13 protein-coding genes are annotated in these 16,192 nt (G+C 62.2%); 5 read left to right on the forward strand and 8 right to left on the reverse strand.

The window, feature by feature from the left end:
• Positions 1 to 7 precede the first annotated feature (7 nt).
• Together metH and CSQ92_RS25095 are read left to right on the forward strand one after the other, a co-directional pair.
• On the forward strand, positions 8 to 3,802 hold the full coding sequence (gene metH / locus CSQ92_RS25090; protein ID WP_180277109.1) for a methionine synthase: 3,795 nt from the start codon (positions 8 to 10) through the stop codon (positions 3,800 to 3,802).
• Between the two features lie 111 nt (positions 3,803 to 3,913).
• A complete protein-coding gene (locus CSQ92_RS25095; protein ID WP_099395692.1) occupies positions 3,914 to 4,285 on the forward strand; it encodes an SPW repeat protein in 372 nt (123 codons plus the stop codon).
• A 157-nt stretch (positions 4,286 to 4,442) separates the two neighbouring features.
• On the opposite strand, the gene CSQ92_RS25100 is transcribed toward CSQ92_RS25095, so the two are convergent.
• The 8 genes from CSQ92_RS25100 to rsmB all read right to left on the reverse strand — a co-directional run bounded on the left by CSQ92_RS25100 (position 4,443) and on the right by rsmB (position 12,666).
• The gene (locus tag CSQ92_RS25100; protein WP_034784728.1) at positions 4,443 to 5,723 is read right to left on the reverse strand and encodes an EAL and HDOD domain-containing protein; all 1,281 of its coding nucleotides are present in this window, start codon (positions 5,721 to 5,723) and stop codon (positions 4,443 to 4,445) included.
• A gap of 137 nt (positions 5,724 to 5,860) precedes the next feature.
• Positions 5,861 to 6,640, reverse strand: a complete 780-nt coding sequence (locus CSQ92_RS25105; protein ID WP_099395729.1) for a class II glutamine amidotransferase — start codon at positions 6,638 to 6,640, stop codon at positions 5,861 to 5,863.
• 77 nt (positions 6,641 to 6,717) lie between these two features.
• Entirely contained in the window at positions 6,718 to 6,975 is a 258-nt protein-coding gene (locus CSQ92_RS25110; RefSeq protein WP_070253841.1) for a BTH_I0359 family protein, read from the reverse strand.
• Between the two features lie 152 nt (positions 6,976 to 7,127).
• Positions 7,128 to 7,529 (reverse strand): GTPase, encoded by a 402-nt coding sequence (locus tag CSQ92_RS25115; RefSeq protein ID WP_099395693.1) that lies wholly within the window; start codon positions 7,527 to 7,529, stop codon positions 7,128 to 7,130.
• Positions 7,526 to 8,245, reverse strand: coding sequence for a response regulator (locus CSQ92_RS25120; protein ID WP_099395694.1), 720 nt, complete (start codon positions 8,243 to 8,245; stop codon positions 7,526 to 7,528). Before CSQ92_RS25120 ends, CSQ92_RS25115 begins: the two co-directional genes overlap by 4 nt.
• Positions 8,246 to 8,343: 98 nt before the next feature.
• Positions 8,344 to 10,641 (reverse strand): sensor histidine kinase, encoded by a 2,298-nt coding sequence (locus CSQ92_RS25125; protein WP_070253843.1) that lies wholly within the window; start codon positions 10,639 to 10,641, stop codon positions 8,344 to 8,346.
• Positions 10,641 to 11,147 carry a DUF4390 domain-containing protein gene (locus tag CSQ92_RS25130; RefSeq protein ID WP_225317180.1) on the reverse strand — a complete coding sequence of 169 codons (507 nt, stop codon included), beginning with the start codon at positions 11,145 to 11,147 and terminating at the stop codon, positions 10,641 to 10,643. Before CSQ92_RS25130 ends, CSQ92_RS25125 begins: the two co-directional genes overlap by 1 nt.
• Positions 11,148 to 11,244: 97 nt before the next feature.
• Positions 11,245 to 12,666 carry a 16S rRNA (cytosine(967)-C(5))-methyltransferase RsmB gene (gene rsmB / locus CSQ92_RS25135; protein WP_034784714.1) on the reverse strand — a complete coding sequence of 474 codons (1,422 nt, stop codon included), beginning with the start codon at positions 12,664 to 12,666 and terminating at the stop codon, positions 11,245 to 11,247.
• A gap of 376 nt (positions 12,667 to 13,042) precedes the next feature.
• Here rsmB and argS point away from each other — a divergent pair, with 376 nt between their 5' ends.
• Genes argS through CSQ92_RS25150 form a run of 3 tightly spaced genes read left to right on the forward strand, consistent with a single transcriptional unit; the run spans position 13,043 to position 16,166 of the window.
• Complete coding sequence (gene argS / locus CSQ92_RS25140; RefSeq protein WP_034784713.1) at positions 13,043 to 14,752, forward strand: arginine--tRNA ligase; 1,710 nt, start codon at positions 13,043 to 13,045, stop codon at positions 14,750 to 14,752.
• Positions 14,753 to 14,774: 22 nt separating this feature from the next.
• A complete protein-coding gene (locus CSQ92_RS25145) occupies positions 14,775 to 15,485 on the forward strand; it encodes an SPOR domain-containing protein (protein WP_099395695.1) in 711 nt (236 codons plus the stop codon).
• A 9-nt stretch (positions 15,486 to 15,494) separates the two neighbouring features.
• Positions 15,495 to 16,166, forward strand: a complete 672-nt coding sequence (locus tag CSQ92_RS25150) for a thiol:disulfide interchange protein DsbA/DsbL (RefSeq protein WP_070253845.1) — start codon at positions 15,495 to 15,497, stop codon at positions 16,164 to 16,166.
• Positions 16,167 to 16,192: the final 26 nt, after the last annotated feature.

Here is a 16,192-nt window from a genome sequence, read left to right on the forward strand (position 1 = left end):
GCATGAAATGAACGATACCGTGATCCCCGCCATGTCCCCGACCGAAGCCACCTTGCGCGCCATTCTGGCGCAGCGGATCATGATCCTCGACGGCGCGATGGGCACGATCATCCAGCAATACAAGCTCGACGAAGAAGCCTACCGCGGCGGCCCCGCCGGCCGTTTCATCGATTTCGCCGCGCCGGCAGACAGTGGCGCGCGCGAATTGTTCGTCAAGGGCAATAACGAGCTGCTGACCCTGACGCAGCCGCACATCATCCAGGAAATCCACGAGCGCTACCTGGCGGCCGGCGCCGACCTGATCGAAACGAATACCTTTGGCGCCACGACCATCGCGCAAGACGATTACCACATGGCCCACCTGGCCTATGAAATGAACGTGCAGGCGGCCAAGCTGGCGCGCGCCGCCTGCGACAAGTATTCCACCCCGGACAAGCCGCGCTTCGTCGCCGGCGCCCTGGGCCCCACGCCGAAGACGGCGTCGATCTCGCCGGACGTGAACGACCCGGCCGCGCGCAACGTTACCTTCGACCAGTTGGTAGCCGCCTACCTGCAGCAGACGCAGGGCCTGGTGGAAGGCGGCGCCGACGTGCTGCTGGTGGAAACCATTTTCGATACCTTGAACTGCAAGGCGGCCCTGTTCGCCATCGACCTGTTCTACGAGCAGAATCCTGGCGTCGTGCGCCTGCCCTTGATGATTTCCGGCACCGTCACGGATGCCTCGGGACGCATCTTGTCGGGCCAGACCGTGCCCGCCTTCTGGAATTCCGTGCGCCACGCAAAACCGCTGACCATCGGCCTGAACTGTGCGCTGGGCGCCGCCCTGATGCGTCCGTACGCGGAAGAGCTGGCCAAGATCGCCGACACCTTCGTGTGTATCTACCCGAACGCGGGCTTGCCCAACCCCATGAGCGACACGGGCTTTGACGAGTTGCCAGCCGACACGTCCGCCCTGCTGCGCGAATTCGCCGACGCGGGCTTTTTGAACATGGCGGGCGGCTGCTGCGGCACCACGCCCGAGCACATCGCCGCCATCGGCCAATTGCTGTCGAAAAACACGCCGCGCAGCGTGCCGGCGCCATCGCACGACTTGCGCCTGGCGGGCCTGGAACCGTTCGTCGTCAATGACGAATCGCTGTTCGTCAACGTGGGCGAGCGCACCAACGTCACGGGTTCGAAAGCGTTCGCGCGCATGATTCTCAACGAGCAATACGACGAAGCCCTGTCCGTGGCGCGCCAGCAAGTGGAGAACGGCGCGCAAGTGATCGACATCAACATGGATGAAGCGATGCTCGATTCGCTCGCCGCCATGACGCGCTTTTTGAACCTGATCGCCTCGGAACCCGATATTTCGCGCGTGCCCATCATGGTCGACTCGTCGAAATGGTCGGTCATCGAGGCGGGCCTGAAATGCGTGCAGGGCAAGGCCATCGTCAACTCGATTTCCATGAAGGAAGGCGAAGAGGAATTCCTGCGCCAGGCAAAACTGTGCCGCCGCTACGGCGCCGCCGTGATCGTCATGGCCTTCGATGAAAAAGGGCAAGCCGATACCTTCGAGCGCAAGATCGAGATTTGCGCGCGCGCGTATCACCTGCTGATCGATGCGCTGGACTTCCCGCCGGAAGACATCATTTTCGATCCGAACATCTTTGCCGTCGCCACCGGCATCGAAGAGCACAACAACTACGCCGTCGACTTCATCAACGCCACGCGCTGGATCAAGGAAAACTTGCCATACGCGAAGATCTCGGGCGGCGTGTCGAACGTGTCCTTCAGTTTCCGCGGCAACGATCCAGCCCGCGAAGCCATCCATACCGTCTTCCTGTACCACGCCATCAAGGCCGGCATGACCATGGGCATCGTCAACGCCGGCATGGTGGGCGTGTACGACAACCTGGACCCGGAATTGCGCGAGCGCGTGGAAGACGTGGTGCTGAACCGCCGCGAAGACTCGACCGAGCGCATGATCGAATTTGCCGGCACCCTGAAGGCGGGCGGCAAGGCCGAGGCGCAAACCCTGGCCTGGCGCGAAGGCACGGTGCAGGCGCGCCTGTCGCATGCGCTGGTGCACGGCATCACGCAGTTCATCGTGGAAGACACGGAAGAAGCGCGCCAGGAGCTGCTGCACAATGGCGGGCGCCCGATCCACGTGATCGAGGGCCCCTTGATGGCGGGCATGGACGTGGTCGGCGACCTGTTTGGCCAAGGCAAAATGTTCCTGCCGCAAGTGGTGAAATCGGCGCGCGTGATGAAACAGGCGGTGGCCCACCTGATTCCGTTCATCGAGGAAGAAAAGCTGCTGGAAGAAAAGCGCACGGGCATCGTCGCCAAGCCGAAAGGCAAGATCATCATGGCGACCGTGAAAGGCGACGTGCATGACATCGGCAAGAATATCGTCACCGTCGTTCTGCAATGCAATAACTTCGAAGTGGTCAATATGGGCGTGATGGTGCCGTGCTCGGAAATCCTCGCCCGCGCCAAGGTGGAAAACGCCGACATCATTGGTCTCTCTGGCCTGATCACGCCGTCGCTGGAGGAAATGGCGTATGTCGCCAAGGAAATGCAGCGCGACGAACATTTCCGCATGCTCAAGATTCCCCTGCTGATCGGCGGTGCCACCACCAGCCGCGCCCACACGGCCGTGAAAATCGCCCACAACTATGAAGGGCCCGTGATCTACGTGCCGGACGCCTCGCGTTCCGTGTCCGTGGCGCAGTCGCTGTTGACGCCGGAGCAGCGCGACAAGTACGTGGAAGACATCGAAATCGATTACGCGCGCATCCGCGAGCAGCACGCCAACAAGAAGGCCCTGCCCATTCTGCCGCTGGCGCAAGCGCGCGCCAACCGCATGGTCGTGCCTTTCGACGGCGCCTGTACGCCTGTGAAACCGAAGTTCATCGGCCGCCGCCTGTTTAAAAATGTCGACTTGGCCACCCTGGCCAACTATATCGACTGGGGCCCGTTCTTCCAGACCTGGGACCTGGCCGGTCCCTTCCCCGCCATTTTGACGGATGAAGTGGTGGGCGACGCGGCCACCAAGGTGTACGCGGAAGGCCAGGCCTTGCTGAAAAAACTCATCGACGGGCGCTGGCTGACGGCCAATGGCGTCGTGTCCTTGCTGCCGGCCAACAGCGTCAATGACGACGATATCGAGGTGTACACGGACGATACGCGCAGTACCGTGGCGTTCACCTACTATGGCATGCGCCAGCAGGGCGTCAAACCCGTGGTCGACGGCGTGCAGCGTCCGAACCAGTGCCTGGCCGACTTCATTGCGCCGAAGGCATCGGGCGTCAAGGATTACATCGGCATGTTCGCCGTCACGTCCGGCCTGGGCATTGAAAAGTACGAGAAACGCTTCGAGGATGCGCATGACGATTACTCGTCCATCATGCTCAAATCGCTGGCCGACCGCCTGGCCGAGGCATTTGCCGAATACCTGCACGAGCGCGTGCGCAAGGATTTGTGGGGCTATGTGCCGGATGAACACCTGGGCAACGACGACATGATCGCGGAGAAGTATGTCGGCATCCGCCCCGCGCCCGGCTACCCCGCTTGCCCCGAGCACACAGTCAAGAAGGAGATGTTCGAGGTCATGCAGGCAGAGGAAATCGGCATGCAGCTGACGGAATCGTATGCCATGTTCCCCGGCGCGGCCGTCTCCGGCTTCTATTTTGCCCACCCGGAGTCGAAATACTTCGTCGTCGGCAAGATCGGCATGGACCAGGTGGAAGACATGGCCAAGCGCCGTGGCGCCAATATCGAGGACGTGGAACGCTGGCTGGCGCCAAACCTGTCATAAGCGCTGAGAAGGCGCGCGGAACTTTTCGCGCGCCGCAGCGCACTAACGCAGTATGCCGGCCGGCATGCTGCATGCCCGCTCCGGCCCGTTCTCAATTGGCAAGGAGGTAATATGGCAACCAACTTCAAACTGAAACGCTGGCAGGATCAGGTGATCCTGTTGCTGGGCCTGTGGCTGGTCGTTTCGCCCTGGGCCTTTTCCTATCCCCAGGGTTCACCGCAGATGATCAACGCCTTTGTCTCGGGCCTGGTGATCGCCTTGCTGGCCGCCTTCGACCTGTACAAGACCTATTTCTGGGCCGTCGTCGTCAACCTGCTGGTGGGCGTCTGGGTGGCGGCCTCGCCATGGGTGCTGCGGCTGGCCGATCAGCGCGTCGTCATGTGGAACGAGTTGCTCGTCGGTATTGCCGTCGTCGTGCTGGCACTGTGGGAATTGCGCACCGACCCCGAGCTGCACAAGCACTGGCCCGGTGCTGCCGCGTAGCGGCGTAAAAAAGCCCTGTCACGGCGACGCCGTGCAGGGCTCTTTTAGATAAATCGGGTAGGTCGGATTAGGCCGCAGGCCGTAATCCGACATCACTACGATCAGCGTCAACAATGTCGTCGGATGACGCGTGGCCTGGCGGCCGCGCTAATCCGACCTACAGCGCGTAGCGGACTACGTTATCGCTCCATTCGTAGGCGGCCATTTCCAGCTCCACCAAGTCGTCCGGCGACATGGCCAGGTCGCGCAAGGTTGGCACGATCTCGCCTTCCATGTCTTCGATGCGCTCGATGCATTCGGCCAGGCGCAGCAGGTCGCCGTAGAAGCCTTCGCGCGACAGCAGCGCTTCGGCCACTTCGTCGATCACTTCGATCTGGCTGAGGATTTCCGACATCGGCACGCCGAACAGGGTATCCATCAGGGACATGATGCCGACCGTAAAGGCGATATCGGCCGAATGGGCGTGGTTCGGGCGCAGTTTATGCGCCAGCAATTCCAGCAGGCGGCCACGCGTGGTGGCCAGCATCAGCAGCGGCGTCATGCTATGGCCGCGCTTGCTTGGTTCCGCGTACAGCATGATTTGCAGCCAGCGCTGCAATTGGCGGCGGCCCAGCACGGTCACGGCCTGGCTCAGCGAATCGATGCGCTGGCGCGCACCCACGGCCGGCGTATTGACCAGGCGCAGCAGGTTCAGGGCCAGCGACACGTCGCGCTTGATGGCGCGCTCGATATCCATGTTGTCGGCGTCCGACGTGACCAAGGTCATCAGTTCCATGACGGCCAGTTGCGACGGCGACAGCTTCTTGCCCGTCATGATGGCCGGCTTGGCAAAGTAATAGCCCTGGAAGTAATCGAAGCCCAGATCCAGGCCCGACTTGAATTCTTCGCGCGTCTCGACCTTCTCCGCCACCAGTTTCTTGTTTTCCTGCTTGAAACGGGGCGCCAGCGCTGCCAGCACTTTCGGATCGACCGTGCTCATGTCCATCTTGACGTACTGCACCAGTGGCAGCAGTTCCTGCACTTGCGACGTATCGGATACGACGTTTTCCAGCGCGAAGGTGAAGCCATGGCCCACCAGTTCGCTGATGCGCGCGCGCACTTCCGGCGTGACGGGCATCGATTCGACGATTTCCAGCACGACTTTTTCACGCGGCAGAAACACGAAGATGTCGCTCATGATCACGTCGGCATCGACGTTGACGAAACCGAGCGCGTCGCCGATGACCTTTTCCATGCCCAGCTGGGAAGCGTGGGCGATGACGGATGCCGTGGCGGACAGGTCGCTGGTGATGTTGGCGGGACCGACCGGAGCGTTGCGGAAAAGCAACTCATAGCCAAACAAGGCTTGATTGCGGTCAAGGATAGGTTGTCGCCCCAGATAGAACTCGCGCACGCGCAAGGGTTTCGGGGTGATGTCGTTGCTGGAAATATCGATCATTAACTCTTCATCAATCACGTCGAGTGACACCGGCCGCGCCGCGCCCGCATCAAGGTTCACTATTGACAATACTTTAGCTGAATTCCGCCCGCGCTGTGGGTATTTTGGCAGCAATCCAGTTTATTGTCGTCAACAAATTAGGGCGCAGGGGTTTCTTGCACCATCCCGTCGACAAATAATTTCAATTCGCCCGGCGCAAACGCCGTCCATTGCTCATTCGTCGTCAGCGGCTGGGTAACGATCACGGCCACTCTGTCCTGGGGGGTCGTCACCTGGGAAAAGTCCACGCTCAGGTCTTCATCGGAGAGTTTAGCAGTTGGAAACGGATGTTGTCGCACCAGATAGTGCAAGCTGGTCGAGCAATGGGCAAACAGCGCCTCGCCGCTCGACAGCATCATGTTGAAGGTGCCGTGGGCGGCGATGCCAGGCAACAACTCCGCCAGGGCGGCATGCAGTTGCGGCAACGCCGGCGGGGCATCGCCAAAGCGCGCATGCAACTCCTGCAGCAGATAGCAGAAAGCCAGCTCGCTGTCCGTGCAGCCGACGGGGCGGTAACTGCCCGTCAGCACGGGGTGGAAATCCTTCAAATCGCCATTGTGGGCAAAGACCCAGTAGCGGCCCCACAGTTCGCGCACGAAGGGGTGGCAGTTTTCCAGCGCCACCTGGCCTTGCGTGGCCTTGCGGATATGCGCGATGACATTGCGCGACTTGATGGGGTAGCGTTTGATCAGTTCGGCCACGGGCGAGGCGATGGCCGCCTGGTGGTCGACGAAATGGCGCACGCCGGCACCCTCGAAAAAGGCGATGCCCCAGCCATCATGGTGGGTATCGGTATGGCCGCCACGCATGGCGAAGCCGGTAAAACTAAAGACAATGTCCGTAGGGACATTGCAATTCATTCCAAGAAGTTGGCACATGGTCTGTTTGCAGCGGGATAACACGGCCACCATACCACGCCGCCTGGCGGATTGGTATGGCGGCGATAGCCATCACCCTAATGCAACAGCACGGGCTGGCTCATGAGGGAATCATAGCTGCCCAAAAATTCATCGATCTCTTCCATGCTGGGTTCGCTGGCGATCAGCTCCGTCACGTCGCGGCGGAAGTTTTGCGCAAGGATGCCGGCGATAAACGTTTCCCGCTTGCCCCCCTTGTCGACGATTTCATAGCCGCCAAAGCGCAAGGCTTCCAGGTTGCCATCGACGCCGAATTCCACGACGCTATATTGTTCGCTGTTATAGATCAGGTTCATTTTGCATCCTTCGCTCAAGCAGGAGAAGCTCCTGCGGTGTCAGAACAGAGGTGGGGTTACACGGCGCCATTTCAAGCGGCCATGCCACCCTGCGGGCTACAGAGTTGTAACGAGATGCAAACTGCGCTTGCGGTAAGTCGATCAGGAAATCGTCAGGAAACCACCATGTCTGCTTGCAGCGCCAGCAGGGCATCGTAGGGACTGGCATTGAGCCAGGTGCGCAATTGTTCGATGTGCGAGGCGTCGGCCAGGCTGATGAACAAGCGCGCGGGTGGATGGCGCAGCAGACGATTCAATGTTACACGCAATACGAGATTGCCGCTGCAGCACAGGCAACCGGGCGCGATGCGCAACAGTTGCAATGGAAATGATGGGGATGGAGAAACTTGCTCGGCCAGGTCGGCCAGGATGCCGTTACCGTCAGCCAATCCTTCAAGGATCACGGCGGCCGGCTGGTCCGGCGGCAAGGCTTGCGCGATGGCCGCCTCGCGCCCGGCGGCGCGTCCACCGCTGACCAGGGTCAGCGGCGTCGGACGCCGCACGGCTGCCGTCACAGGCTTTTCTTGGCCAGCTTGCCCGGTTCGACGCCCAGCTGTTTCAGCTTGCGGTACAAATGGGTGCGTTCGAGGCCCGTTTTTTCCGCCACGCGGGTCATGCTGCCGCCTTCGCGCCCCAGGTGGTGTTCGAAATACATGCGCTCGAACGCGTCGCGCGCCTCGCGCAGGGGCAAGTCGAACGACAGGTTGTAGCCATGGCCTTCGGCCACCGCCGGTACGGCGATGCCCGGGCGTACCATCAGCTGTTGCGGCGCGCTGCCGCCAAAGCTGGGCACGGGATAGCTGCTTTCCTCGGCCACCACGGGTGCCACGGGACGCGGCGCCACGCTCGGCGCGCGCACGGTTTCCTGTGCCCGCGTCAAGCCTTGCTGGACCGCCTTCAGCAGTTTTTGCAGGGCAATCGGTTTCTCCAGGAAGTTCATGGCGCCGATGCGCGTCGCCTCGACCGCCGTATCGATGGTGGCATGGCCCGACATCATGATTACCGGCATGGTCAGCAAGCCGTCGCGCTGCCACTCCTTGAGCAGGGTGACGCCGTCGGTGTCGGGCATCCAGATATCCAGCAATACCAGATCCGGCGCACCGGCGGCACGCGCTTCGCGCGCCTGCTGCGCATTTTCGGCCAGCTGGATAGCATGTCCTTCGTCGCCCAAAATTTCCGAGAGCAACTCACGGATACCCATTTCATCATCCACTACGAGTATGTTTGCCATTCGTGTCTTGCCTTCCTCATTTCGCCGGCCGTCGCGCACAAGATGCACGCGGCGGACAACTATGATTTTATTAGTGTTTTAAATACTAAACCAGACCCTCACGCCAGGAATTCCTGGGCAGGAGTGTCGGGAGCTAACTTTAACAGCAAAATGACCACCGAAGCGCCATTGCCGTCGACCCGGTTCTCGATATCGATGCGTCCGCCGTGTTCATCGATAATTTTCTTGACCATCGCCAGGCCCAATCCCGTGCCGCGCGCCTTCGAGGTCACATACGGCTCGAAAGCCCGCGCCAGGATTTTTGGCGCGAAACCAGGGCCATTGTCGCTGATGGCCAGCCGCACGGCGATATTCACGCCGCCGTCCGCACTGCGATAATGAATTGCTTCCGTCCTTACGTCAATCCGCGGATGCGGCGAGTCCGGCGGCAAGTCGGTCATCGCGTCCTGCGCGTTCTGTAGCAAGTTGTGGATCACCTGGCGCAACTGGGTCGGATCGCCCATCACCATCGGCAGATTCGGCGCCAGCAGCGGGTGGATGATGTCGCCATCGTCGCCGCGCAGGTACAGGTTCAGTATCTCTTCGATCAGCTCGTTCAAGCGCAGCGGCGTGAGCACGGCCGGCGGCGTGCGCGCATAGTCGCGGAAGTCGTCGACCATGCGCTTCATCGCATCGACCTGCTTGACGATGGTGGTAGTGGCGCGGCTGAGCAGGTCGGCGTCCGGCTGCTCCAGCTTGCCTTCGAGCTTCATCTGCAGGCGCTCGGCCGACAGCTGGATGGGCGTGAGCGGATTCTTGATTTCATGCGCCAGGCGACGCGCCACTTCGCCCCAGGCGATCGAGCGCTGCGCGGAAATCACGTCGGAAATATCATCGAACACGACGATGTAGCCGCTGCCGGACTCCAGCGGCAGGCGCGAGCCCCGCGCCAGCAAGGTGATGTCATGCTCATCGGCACTGCTGCCCAGGCGGCGGGGAATCTCGATCTGGCGCTGCCAGTGCAGGCGCTGCTGGTTGCGGCCCGATGCCGATTGCGCGCTTTGCGCCGTGAAGGCGCTGATGATGGCGCCGCCAAATTCTTCCATTCCAGCAATATGCGCCAGCGGCTGGCCCACCATGCTCATGCCCGAATGCTGCAGGATGCGCTCGACCGACTCGTTGCAGGTCACCAGCTTGAAATCGCCGTCGAGCACCATCACGCCGGCCGACATGTTCGCCAGCACCGATTCCAGGTGGGCCTTGGCGTTTTGCAGGGCGGCGCGGTTGCTTTCCACGGCCGTGCGCGCATCGAGCAGCTGGCGCGTCATGATGTTGAACGATTGCGTCAGGGTACCCAGTTCATCCTTGGTGGCGACGATGGGGCGCGGCGACAGGTCGCCCTCGGCCACGGCGCGCGTGCCTTCAGCCAGCAGCAGCAGGGGCTGGGCCAGGTTGCCCGCGATCAGGAAAGCGCTGCCGATGGCGCCAAAGATGGCCAGCAGCAAGGTCAAGGTGAGGATTTCCATATACATCTTGCGCAGTCCCACGCGCGCGACGAAACGTTCCTTGTATTCGCTGTAGGCGGCGCGCAGCACTTCGCCATTCGTCGCCAACTTGGGCGGCACCGATTGCAGCAATTGCAGGTAGCGGGGCGAGACGGAAGGCCCCGGCACGGCCACCAGCACGCGCAGGCGCAGGCTGGCCGCCGTTTCCACCGACGCCGGCAAGCCCGAGCGGAAACCCCCGCCGCCCGACTCCGTGCCATCGTCGTGCAGCTCCAGCCCGCCCTCGGCGGAGGCATAGCCGGCCGGCAAGGCCGCCTGCACCAGCATGGCCGGCGTAGGCAAGTCGGCTGCGCTATGCGGCCCCGCGCTGGCCAGCAGCACGCCGTCGCCGCTGACAAGCATGACATTTTGCATGCCCTCTTCGCGCAGCAGGCTGGTCAGCACGGCCGGGCCGGCCACCGGGTCGGCGCCCAGTTCTTCGACGGCCTTGCGGCCCCGGTGGTCGAGCTCGACCAAGGCCGCATCGAGGCCGGCACGGCCCAGCTCAATCCCCGATTCCAGCGCCGCTTCGATCTTGACGTTGAACCAGGATTCGATGGAATGGGAGACGAATTGCACGGAAACAAGGAAAATCACCAGGCCCGGCAGAATGCCGACGGCGGCGAACAGCATCACCAGGCGCGTCATCAGCTTGGAGCCGAACTTGCCGCTCTTGTAGCGCGCGTACAGGCGCGCCAGGGAAATGCCTACCAGCGCCAGCAGAGACACGGCCACGGCCGCGTTCAAGCCCAGCAGCCAGGTGTAGTAGCGGTCGAAAAAGCCGGAATTATCGGAAGCCGACGCCAGCAGGAACAGCAGGATACTGACGATGCCGCCGCCCACCACCAGCAGATAGCGCAATGCTTGACTCACTACTCCGCCGTATACAAGAAGGTTTTTTTATTCGAAGCCAGGCGCCAGTCGCTGTTATTGAAGGCATTGACCTGTATCGGCTTGGGCAGGTAGTCGCGGTCCATGCCCATGCGCAAGGTGACGTTATATGTCTGCCCCACTTTCAGCTCGCCGCGCCGCGCCACCAGCCAGCGGCTGGGACGGCGGATCAGGAACAGCGCATCGTCGAGGGTGGGGAAACTTTGCTGCAAGCCCACGCCCGACACGTGATACTGGCGCGTCAGCACGTTGTAGGACAGCTTGCTGGTCTGGCGCGCCACGATGGCTTTTTCATCGAACCAGTACCAGCGGGGCCGGGTCAGTTCGATTTCGGTCGTGAAATACAGCGGCACGCCATGCTGTACCGCATCATCGAGGTCGTGATTGAGCTCGAAGGAGTACGTGGCGGCCAGCTTGTAGCCCTCTTCGCTCGACTCGATGTAGGCACGGGTGATCTCGACCATATCGGCGGCATGCGCGCGTGGCATGGTACATGCCAGCATCAGCAGCAGGGCCAGGAGTCGGAAGAGTCGTGTTGTCACAAGTGTGCCGGTGTAGTCCGTAGGATAAGTATCGACGAATCGCTCAAGCCGCATTTTTTTGGAATAGCGCATAGAACAAACCGTCGTGGTCCTGCTCCGCGCTGCCAGTCGGCAACAGCTGGCCAGGCGCTGTCAATCGGGTTGCATTATTGCGTACCGCAAATGCCGCCGCCTGTGCCTCGGACTCTTGCGGCCACAATGAACATGTCACGAACAGCAATTTACCATCGGGGCGCAGCATCTGCCACAGGTTGTCCAGAATTTTGGATGAAAGTGTTGCAAGTTGGAACGCATCGCCCTTGCGGCGCAACCAGCGGATATCAGGATGGCGGCGCACGATGCCCGAAGCCGTGCACGGCACGTCGGCCAGGATGCGGTCGAACTGCTGGCCGTCCCACCACGCGCTCGATTGCGCATCCTGCGCCTTCAAGGTGGCGTCCAGGCCCAGGCGCTCGAGGTTTTCCGCGATGCGCGGCAGGCGCTTGGCGTCCGCATCGATGGCGGTCACCTGCACGTCGGCCAGCTCAAGGATATGGCACGTCTTGCCGCCCGGCGCCGCGCAGGCGTCCAGCACGCGCATGCCATCCTGCAAATCCAGCAGCGGCGCGGCCAATTGCGCGCCAGCATCCTGCACGGAAACGACGCCCTGCTCGAAGCCGGGGATCAAGGCCACGCCGATCGGCTTGTCCAGGCGCACGGCGAACGGCCCCACCTGGCGCGCGGCAATGCCCGCCTCGGCCAGCACGGCCAGATACGCTTCGACCGTGCTCTTGCGGCGATTCACGCGCAAGGTCAATGGCGGCACGGCATTGCCGGCCGTCAGAATGGCTTGCCAGTCGCGCGGATAGGCCAGGCGCAGCGAGTCGATCCACCACTGCGGATAATTCCATTGCGCCAAAGGTTGCTGCAGGGCCGCTTCCAGCAAGGACTTGCGCTCGCGCAAGAAACGGCGCAAGACGGCATTCACCATGCCCTTGGCATGCGCCAGGTCAGGGTGCGAAGTGGCGACCGTGACGGCCTGGTCGACCACCGTGAATTCTTCGTACGGCTGTTCGCCCGGCTCGGCGGACATCAGCGACAGCGCGCAGCACAGCAGGGCGGCCAGCATCGGCGGCTCGGGCGCCTTCGACGTCATCAGGCCGACCAGGGTTTCGCTGCGGCCCAGCTGGCGCATGGTACGGTAGGAAATATCCTGGATGGCGCCGCGCGCCTGCGGGCTGGCATTCGATTGCGCAAACACCTTGGCCAGCGCCTGCGGCAGGGCCGTGCCCGTGCGCACTTGCGCCACGGCATTGGCCGCGCCCAGCAGGCAAAACGCCAGCGAGTCAGCACGCAAATCGGGTTGGAAGCCTGGCTGCAAGACCGGTTTCAGGTCGGGATGGTAGCTGGGACGCAGTTTCGGTGCGGCAGGAGCCTGGCCTGGCGCCGGCTTGGTTTTCAATTTCAGCGTGGGGCGCTTGTTCATAGTTATCCGGTGTGGCTGCGCGCGGCGGGCTGCATGGTGGCAAAGTCGCGGCCGCGCGTCATCAATAAAGGGTCGATTGTAGCGTTTGTGGCGCCCTCTGACCCAAGCGATTGCAGCGATACATGTAAATTGCGGCAAAAAACTGCATATATACAAGCAGAATGTCCCATGCTGATGTTTTCGTGCACCAACATGGGCATGCTGTCCTGATAATATCGTGAAACGCGCCGGCGCGGGGACACTGCCGGCTGGCGTATTGTTCCCGGCAGCAAACCAGTATAATTAACGCAGTCTGGGCGGCTTGGGTACTTGCCGTCCGTTTTGCTTTTTGATTCATTCTATTCATTCTTAACGCGGTTCCACCGCCATCCTGCTCATGCTCGCCCAACAGAAACAAGAAATCATCGCCCTGTTCCAGGCCGCCCTCGCTCCCGTCCTGGCCGGCACTTCGCTTGCGCCTAGCGTAGTGCTCGAGCGACCACGCGATGCATCGCATGGCGACGTCGCCTGCAATATCGCCATGCAACTGGCCAAGCAGCTGAAACAGAATCCCCGCGAACTGGCGCAAACCATCGTTGCGGCCGTGCTGGCCAATCCGGCCGGCAAGGGCCTGGTCGAGGCAGTGGAAATCGCCGGCCCCGGCTTCATCAACGTGCGCGTCTCCGCCGCCGCCAAGCAAGCCGTGGTGAAAACCATCCTGAGCGAGGCCGACAGCTATGGCCGCAGCACGGCAGGCGCCGGCAAGCAGGTCATCCTGGAATTCGTCTCGGCCAACCCGACCGGTCCGCTGCACGTGGGCCACGGCCGCCAGGCAGCCCTGGGCGACGCCCTGTCCTCGCTGTTCGACGCGCAAGGCTACCAAGTGACGCGCGAGTTCTACTATAACGACGCCGGCGTGCAGATCCAGACCCTGGCCAACTCCGTGCAGGCGCGCGCGCGCGGCTTCAAGCCGGGCGACGCAGAATGGCCCGAGTCCGCCTACAACGGCGACTACATTGCCGATATCGCCAGCGACTTCAAGGCCGGCAAGACCGTCTCGGCCAGCGATGGCCAGCCTGCTACGGCCAATGGCAACGTGGAAGACATCGATTCGATCCGCCCGTTCGCCGTCACCTACCTGCGCAACGAGCAGGACATCGACTTGCAGGCGTTTGGCGTGAAGTTCGACAATTACTACCTGGAATCGTCGCTGTACGCGGACGGCAAGGTCAACAGCGCCGTGGAAACCCTGATCAAGGCGGGCCACACGTACGAGCAGGATGGCGCGCTGTGGCTGCGCACCACCGACTTCGGCGACGACAAGGATCGCGTGATGCGCAAGACGGACGGCACCTACACGTATTTCGTGCCGGACGTGGCCTATCACCTGGTGAAATGGCAGCGCGGCTTCGTGCAGGCCATCAATATCCAGGGCAGCGACCACCACGGCACCATCGCGCGCGTGCGCGCCGGCCTGCAAGCCGTCGACATGGGCATCCCGCAAGGCTACCCCGACTACGTGCTGCACAAGATGGTCACCGTCATGAAGGACGGCGAAGAAGTCAAGATTTCCAAGCGCGCCGGCTCCTACGTGACCGTGCGCGACCTGATCGAATGGTCGGGCGGCGGCGACATCGCCAAGGGCCGCGACGCCGTGCGCTTCTTCCTGATCTCGCGCAAGGCCGACACGGAATTCGTCTTCGACGTCGACGTGGCGCTGAAAACCACCGATGAAAACCCGGTCTATTACGTGCAGTACGCGCATGCGCGCATCTGCCGCATCCTGGAAAACTGGGGCGGCGATGCCAGCACGGTCGCCGGCGTCGACTTGTCTCCCCTGACAGCGCCGACTGAAGCGACCCTGCTGGCGACCCTGGCCGCCTACCCGGAAATGCTGGCGCGCGCGCAAGCGGAACTGGGCCCGCACCAGGTCGCCTTCTACCTGCGCGACCTGGCCGCCAACCTGCACAGCTTCTACTTCGCCGAAAAAGTGCTGGTCGAGGACGAAGCCGTCAAGATGGCCCGCCTGGCCCTCGTCATCGCCGCGCGCCAGGTACTGCGCAACGGCCTGGCACTGATCGGCGTGTCCGCGCCAAACAAAATGTAATCGCGAAGGTCTAACCGTCAAAATGAATCACGCTTCCCGCTTCTCTTCGACCCGGCGCCAGCAAGGCAATACCCTGGTCGGCATCATCATCGGCCTGGTCATCGGCCTGGGCATCGCCGTGGTGGTCGCCCTGGTGATCACCAAGGGCGCCTCGCCTTTCACCGACAAGTCGGGCAAGGCCGGCAAATCGACCGAACCGACGGCCGGCCAGATCGCCGACCCGAACAAGCCGATGTACGGCAACAAGGAAGCGGCCAAGGAAGCGGCGCGCGACTTCTCCAAGGAACCGCGCGAGATCGTCACGCCGACGCAGCCAGCAGCGCCAGCACCCGCTCCCGCGCAGCAGCCGAAGGCGCAGCAGCCGGACGCGCTGCAGGAATTGATCGGTACATTGAAGGACAAGCCGGCGCCGAAAACGCCGGCGGCAGCGGCAGCGGCGCCCGCGCCGCAAGCCAAGGCCGACGCAAAAGAGGCCAAGGCCGATGCAGCCAGCGACAAATGGATTTATTATCTGCAGGCCGGCGCCTTCCATGACATGTCGGACGCAGAAAGCACGCGCGGCAAACTGGCGCTGCTCGGCTTCGAAGCGGCCATCAGCGACCGCAGCACCGACGCCGGCGTGCTGCACCGCGTGCGTATCGGGCCGTTCAACCAGCTCGAAGCGATGAACCGCGCACGCACCAAACTGTCTGAAAACGGCATCGATGTCGCCGTCGTCCGCAACCAAAAATAAGGAACCAGCATGCGTTTTCTGAAGAAAATCCTGTTCGCCGCCGCCCTGTGCACCGCCGCCATGGGCGCATCTGCCTCGCCGGCCGAGCCGAAAAACGGCGTCGAATACGAAACCCTGCCCACGCCGCAGGCGACGGAATCGGGCAAGAAAATCGAAGTGACGGAATTCTTCGCCTATTACTGCCCGCATTGCAACGTGCTTGAACCGCAGCTGGCGGCCTGGGTCAAGAAACAGGGCGACAACATCGTCTTCAAGCGCGTGCACGTGTCGCGCGATGACAGCGTGGCGCCGCAGCAGCGTTTGTTCTTCACCCTGCAAGCCATGGGCCTGGTCGACAAGCTGCACACCAGCGTATTCCACGCCATGCACGTGGAACGCAACCGCCTGAACACGGACGACGCCGTATTCGATTTCGTCGCCAAGCAGGGCGTGGACCGCCAGAAATTCATCGACACCTACCGTTCGATGGGCGTCTCGGCCCGCGTGCGCCGCGCTGACGCCATGATGCAGGGCTATAACGTGACGTTCTGGCCCATGATCGCCATCGACGGCCGCTACATCACCTCGCCTTCGCAGGCCGATCAGGGCAGCAAGTCGGCCAGGAACGAAGAGCAGCTGAACGCCCAGGCGCTCAGCGTGATGGACGTGCTGGTCGCGAAAGCCAAAGCGGAAAAGAAATAAGCATGGCCACCTCCTTGGCGCGCCCG

It is taken from the genome of Janthinobacterium sp. BJB446, from assembly GCF_002735655.1.
GTDB classification, from domain to species: Bacteria; Pseudomonadota; Gammaproteobacteria; order Burkholderiales; family Burkholderiaceae_D; genus Janthinobacterium; species Janthinobacterium lividum.